At 63.6% G+C, this 6,000-nt stretch carries 7 protein-coding genes; all 7 read right to left on the reverse strand.

Annotated elements, in window-relative coordinates:
* Positions 1-230: 230 nt before the first annotated feature.
* The gene (locus B2V17_RS08545) at positions 231-917 is read right to left on the reverse strand and encodes an NAD(P)H-binding protein (RefSeq protein WP_292996921.1); all 687 of its coding nucleotides are present in this window, start codon (positions 915-917) and stop codon (positions 231-233) included.
* Positions 910-2,067, reverse strand: a complete 1,158-nt coding sequence (locus tag B2V17_RS08550; RefSeq protein ID WP_292996922.1) for a deoxyguanosinetriphosphate triphosphohydrolase — start codon at positions 2,065-2,067, stop codon at positions 910-912. The genes B2V17_RS08545 and B2V17_RS08550 overlap by 8 nt, the downstream gene beginning before the upstream one ends.
* On the reverse strand, positions 2,064-2,759 hold the full coding sequence (locus B2V17_RS08555) for an aspartate/glutamate racemase family protein (protein ID WP_292996997.1): 696 nt from the start codon (positions 2,757-2,759) through the stop codon (positions 2,064-2,066). The genes B2V17_RS08550 and B2V17_RS08555 overlap by 4 nt, the downstream gene beginning before the upstream one ends.
* A gap of 65 nt (positions 2,760-2,824) precedes the next feature.
* Entirely contained in the window at positions 2,825-3,814 is a 990-nt protein-coding gene (locus B2V17_RS08560) for an SO2930 family diheme c-type cytochrome (protein ID WP_292996923.1), read from the reverse strand.
* Positions 3,811-5,016 (reverse strand): parallel beta-helix domain-containing protein, encoded by a 1,206-nt coding sequence (locus B2V17_RS08565; RefSeq protein WP_324475593.1) that lies wholly within the window; start codon positions 5,014-5,016, stop codon positions 3,811-3,813. Before B2V17_RS08565 ends, B2V17_RS08560 begins: the two co-directional genes overlap by 4 nt.
* A 233-nt stretch (positions 5,017-5,249) precedes the next feature.
* Positions 5,250-5,585: a hypothetical protein gene (locus B2V17_RS08570; RefSeq protein ID WP_292996924.1), complete on the reverse strand. Its 336-nt coding sequence runs from the start codon at positions 5,583-5,585 to the stop codon at positions 5,250-5,252.
* 81 nt (positions 5,586-5,666) lie between these two features.
* Positions 5,667-6,000, reverse strand: a 334-nt coding sequence (locus B2V17_RS08575; protein WP_292996925.1) for an NAD(P)(+) transhydrogenase (Re/Si-specific) subunit beta, incomplete at its 5' end; no start/stop codon positions are given.

Genomic DNA, 6,000 nt, shown 5'->3' on the forward strand with positions numbered 1-6,000 from the left:
GCAGCAGGCTAATGGTGTCAATGCCGGAAGGCATCTCCGTCCCCAACCCAACACCCGTCATCCTGAACTTGTTTCAGGATCCATTGCGCCGCGCTCTCCCGGTCTCGCCGGAACCCGGAAGGTGCGCGGTTCGCTCAATCATGCTCGCATCTGGCAAAGCGCGCGATGGACCCTGAAACAAGTTCAGGATGACGGGAGTGGAATTGGGAATAGTCGCGCGAAATGCTAAGCTAGAGCACGCTCTGCCCCTTGCGCGCGGCGCGCAAAATCGCTTCATGTTCAAACACGAAGCGCCCCGCCATCTTCTCGCGGGTAAGGCCGACGATCGCCTCGGCCACGGTCTCGCTCCGGATCGAGCGGTACTTGCTGTATTGGCCCTGCATCAGCAGATCGGTCAGCGGGCTGACGATCATCGCCAGCTTCTCGGCCGGGCGCAGTTCCCCGCGCGGGCCACGGAGGAGGCCGGGACGGATCACATCGAGCCGCGGGATCCCAAGCTTGCCGAGCGCCTGTTCGGTCTCGCCCTTGACCCGCAAATAGAAATTGCGCGCCAGCGGGTCCGCTCCGATCGAGGAGACTGCAATCATCTGCCGCACCCCGGCAGCCTTGGCGGCGCGGCCGCATTCCAGCACGAGGTCCTGATCGACGCTGCGGAACGCCGCCTCGTCCTTGCCAGCCTTTTTCCAGGTCGTGCCGAGCGCGCAGACCAGCACATCGGCATTGGCGGCGGCAATCGCATCCCCCCAGCCGGACGGATCGGCCAGCAGCACTTCCATCCGCGCGCCCGGCGGCAGTGGCACCTCGCGGCGCGAGATGCCGATGATCCGGATATCGGGCCGGTTCACCGCCAGGCGGATCAGGCTCATTCCGATCAGTCCGGTCGCACCGACCAGGGCGATGCGGGTCGGCTTAGACATTGCGCAGCCCCTCCGGCGTGCGGCCATAGATCGCGGCGTGGGCGGCGATTGCGTAACGGTCGGTCATTCCGGCGATGAAATCGGCGATATGGCGGCTGCGGCCCGGCTCGCTATCAGGCAGCGTGGCATACCAGCCCGCGTCCATCCGCGCCGGATCCTGGGCATAGCCGGCATATAGCTCGGCAATCACCGAACGCGCCCGCTCGGCGGTCTGCAGCTGCTGCGGGTGGTGATAGAGCTTTTCGTACATGAAGCTTTTGAGCCCCCGCTCGGCCTCGGCCATGGCCGTGCTGAAGGCGGCAGTCGCCCGGCCCGCAGCGCGAACCTCGGCCGCGCTGGCCAGGTCCCTGGCCCGAACCGCAGTCTCGCCGATCAGGTCGTTGACCATCAGCCCGATCTGACTGCGGACCAGTTCGCGCAGCCGCCGATCCTGCGGTGCAGCGGGAAACTTCTTCTCGATCGCGCGCCACTGATCGGCCACGAAATCGAGCGTCAGCAGTTCTTCCAGATCGAGGAACCCGGCGCGCAGGCCATCGTCGATATCGTGATTGTCATAAGCGATGTCATCGGCCAGCGCCGCGATCTGCGCCTCGAGCGAGCCCCACTGCGCCAGCTCGAGCGGATAGGTCGCATCCAGTTCGGCCAGCGCCCAGTTGACCATGCCGACCGGGCCATTGTGCTTGGCCAGCCCTTCGAGCAGCTCCCACGACAGGTTCAGCCCCTCATGTTCGCAATAGGGGCTCTCCAGCCGCATCAGCACCCGCAGGCAATGGGCGTTGTGATCGAACCCGCCGAACCGTGCCAGGGCATTGTCCAGCGCATCTTCCCCGGCATGGCCGAACGGCGGATGGCCGATATCATGCGACAGGCACAGTGCCTCGGTCAGGTCCTCGTCCAGCCCCAGCGCGCGGGCGATCACCCGGCCGATCTGGGCGACTTCAAGGCTGTGAGTAAGCCGCACCCGGTAATGATCGCCGTCGGGAGCAATGAAAACCTGGGTCTTGTGCCGCAGCCGCCGGAACGCGATCGAATGGACCACCCGGTCGCGGTCGCGCTGGAACGCCGTGCGCGGCCCGCGCGCCAGCGATTGCTCGATCGGGAATTCCCGCCCCCGACTGTGCGCCGGATCGCAGGCGAACGCCGCTCTCACTCCCCGCCCAGGATCCAATCCACCGCCGCCTGGGCGTGGATCTGCGTGCAATCATAGATCGGCAGGACGTTGGCATCGACGTCGACGATCATTTCCAGCTCCGTGCAGCCCAGGACCACCGCTTCGGCCCCGTCCTGCTGCAGGTTGGTTAGGATCGTCTTTAGCTCGCGCTCGGCCTGGCGGCTGACCTTGCCGACCAGCAGTTCGTCATAGATAATCCGGTCGAGCGTATCGACGAAGGCCATTTCCGGCGGCAACAGCTCGATATCGCGCGCGATCAGCTTTTGCCGGTAGAAGCTTTCCACCATCACGTTGCGGGTGCCGATCAAGGCGGCTTTCTTCACCTTCTTGGCGGCCATCTTGCCGGCGACGCATTCGGCGATGTGGATCACCGGGACCTTCACCGCCGCAGCGACCTGGTCATAGACCTTGTGCATCGAATTGGCGCCGATCAGGATCGCGGTCGCGCCGGACTTCTCCAGTTGCTTCGCCGAGGTCGCCAGCACCTTGGCCGCGCGGTCCCATTCTTCCTTGCTCGAAAGGCGGGCCATTTCGGAAAAGTCGAGGCTGTCGATCAACATCGGCGCGCTGGCGCGCTGGCCGGCGCGAGCCTGCACCTGCTTCTGGATGTGTTCGTAATAGGTTCGGGTCGACAGCCAGCTCATGCCGCCGATCAGGCCGATCTTGCGCAAATTCATACTCCCCGGGTTGGAAACCCCTGTTTGGCAAGCGCCTTAGGCGAGGGAGCCGCGCAGGTCTAGCGCAAGCCCTCGATCCAGCGGTGGACCACGGCCAATCCGTCGCGGTCCAGGCTCGCCCGACCGACTTCGGGCATCGAGACCCCGCCTTCCAGGCTGGCCATGCGGTGATAGAGGATCGACTGTTCGGGCTTTCCGGGGACGATCCCGAACTCCAGCCCGCCCGACCCGCGCCCCGCCGCAACCGGGCGCTTGCCGATCCCGAGCATGGTCCGGTCGGTCACTTCCCAGGCGAGGAACAGACCGGAGTTGGAGGCTGCGCCCTGGGGATTGTGACAATGGGCGCAATTGGCATCGAGATAGCCGCGCGCGGCATCGGCAACGGGTACCTTGTCCCTGTCCTCCCACAGCGGCACCCGGCGGGTAACCTTGGGAACCTTGTCGAGCTTGTCAGCCTTGGCGAAGTCCGCCAGCCACGCCGCCGACAGATTGCGCGCCTTGGGCCCGATCGGGGTTACCTCGCCACCCAGCGCGTGGCATTCCTTGCACTGGTTCTTGTTGGGGATGGCATAGGAGATCGCCTCCCCCGCCGGGGTTCGGGCATCGAGCCGCGCGCCGGCCAGCACCAGCCGGGCATCGCTCTGATCGGCGTTCCATTGGTAGGGCAGCGCGACCCAGCCGTCGGCGCGGTGCAGCAGCACCCGGGTCTCGATCAGGCGGCCTTCGAGCTTAAAGGTCTTGATCAGCGCCGATCCGACCGGGAGATTGAGCAGGCCGTCACCATTGGTGAGCGCCCGTTTGCCGGCAGGCACGTAGACAAACCGCAGCTTTTCCGATCCATCGGACCACAACGGGGTGTTGAGGCGGTAGGGGGTGACGCCGGAAGCGGGTCGTTGCGCCTTCGCATCGGCAAAGAATCCGAATGCCGAGAGCTTGGCCGGATTACCACCCTGCACAATCGCCGCATTGTTGACGGCTGCTACACGCGGAGTCTCCGCAGCTGGAATTGAAGCTCCGGCAATCAGCAACGCGGCAGCGAGCATCCTCATCTTGCGATACGGTCGAGAACCGATTGAGGCGCTCCAGGTCGCGGCGCATATGGAATCGGCGCAAGGTCGGGCAGCTTGAAAGGTGCAGGCCGCGCTTGTTCTGGGGATGCCCCTTGCTTTGGAAGGTTTAGCGTCCATCCAGTCAATCCACCGGTCAGAGCCTGAGGCATGTCGCCCAGTCCGTCCCACATCACATTCGGTAGACTTCCACCAAATGCTGCCAGCAAGGCAGGCGCGCCGGGAAGTTGCGGGTCATATCCATTTCGGCGAAGTCGATTTGCCACCAGCCTGACTTTTCGCGGCAGCGGATTGTAGCGAGCGTCCTTGTAAGCGAGTGGATATGCCACAATCATAACCGCAGCTGTTGGATTTCCATCAACTGAATTGCCAATAATCTCAACATTCTCGTTGGCCATAATCATGATCCCGGTGCCCCGCGGCACGCCGGCGACAATGTTACCCTTGGGTGCAAAATTGGGCGTGTCATTTCCTGAAACAACATTGTCTTCGATCAGCACATTCCCGCCGCCCATCACGGGCAGGTTGGGCAGATCGAACACCAGAATTCCGCCCGTATTTCGCGTCACCAGATTACCCGTCACCAGCGCACCGCGGCTGTTCTCGATCTCGATCCCCGCCACCGATTGCTCGACGTAGTTGTAGCGCACGGTGATAGCCTTGGACTGGCCGACATAGATCCCGGCATCCGAAGCGCCCGAAACCTTGCAGCCGTCGACCAGCACCCCGGTGCTGGAGACTGGATAAATCCCGTAGGCCCCGTTGGTTTCCTTGGGCCCACCGGTCCAGGTAACGCGCAAGCGGTAATAGACGATGTTGTCCGCGCCCTTGCTCTTGATCCCGTCGCCCTTGGTATTCTCTACTGCGAAATCACGCAGGGTTACCTCGTCCGAAGTGACCAGCAGCCCCTCCCCCGCGCCCTTCTGGGCGGAAAAATCGAGCACGGTCGCATCCATCCCGGCCCCGCGCACGGTGACGCCCTTGACGTCGAGGCTGAGACCGTCAGTCAGCACGAACCGCCCCGCACCCAGTTCGACCACATCGCCCGGCGCGGCGATGATCAGCGCCTCCTGCAACCGCCCCTGCGCGCCTTCTCCAGCGGCGACGGCAATAGTCTTGGCATGGGCGGGAGCAGCCAGGGCAAGCGCCGTGGCCGCAGCGATCAGCAGTGCGGACATCCTCATGGCCGCGATCTTGAACTGACAGGCCTGTAAGTCAACCGGGCAGAAGGTTAAGGGGGTTCACGCAGAGGCGCAGAGAAGAAAGAGAGGCGCAGAGGGGCCGGAACTTGCGGCGAAGCCGCTCCAATCATTCTGCCATAGCGGAAGTCTGAACCGTTCGGGAGGGAAGCGGCTTCGCCGCAGTCTCTTCTTCTCCGCGCCTCGACCTTCTTCTCTGCGCCTCTGCGTGAACCCCCTTACTTCTTCTCCTTCGCCAGCCCACTCGCGCACAAGGCCGCGCTACTGGCGGTGACCGACAGGGCCTCGGCATCACCAACCCGGCGCACCGCCGCGACATAGTCCGACAGGCTCTGCTTCTCGCCGCGCAGCTGCTTCAGCTTGTTGAGCTGTCCCAGGCTGAGCCGGTCGGTCATCCGGCTCGCCATGCAGGCCGCATTGGGCTCGCTCAGGCCGGCATCGAGCATCGCGCTCTTGACCTGGCCATAGGCCAGTTTCGAGGGCGAGCAGGCGGCCAGAACCGAAAATGCCCCGACAACTATCCAAACCCGTCCGTGCTGAGCTTGTCGAAGCACTGTCTTCCTTTCCGGCGTTGCAAAGAAAATACGGTCCTTCGACAAGCTCAGGACAGGCGGTCTTGGGGCGGGGCACAGCGGCTAGTGCGCCAGCCCCTTGTTGATATCCTCGACCATCTTCTTCGCATCGGCCAGCAGCATCAGGGTCTGGTCCATGTAGAACACGTCGTTATCGACCCCGGCATAGCCGACCCCGCCCATCGAGCGTTTGATGAAGAACACCTGCTTGGCCTTGTCGACATCGAACACCGGCATGCCATAGATCGGCGATGACTTGTCGGTCTTGGCCGCCGGATTGACCACGTCATTGGCGCCGATGATGAAGGCGACGTCGGCGGTGGCGAACTCGGAGTTGATGTCTTCCAGTTCGAACACTTCGTCGTAAGGCACATTGGCTTCGGCCAGCAGCACGTTC

Source organism: Novosphingobium sp. UBA6272 (genome assembly GCF_002440635.1).
In the GTDB taxonomy this organism is placed as follows: Bacteria; Pseudomonadota; Alphaproteobacteria; order Sphingomonadales; family Sphingomonadaceae; genus Novosphingobium.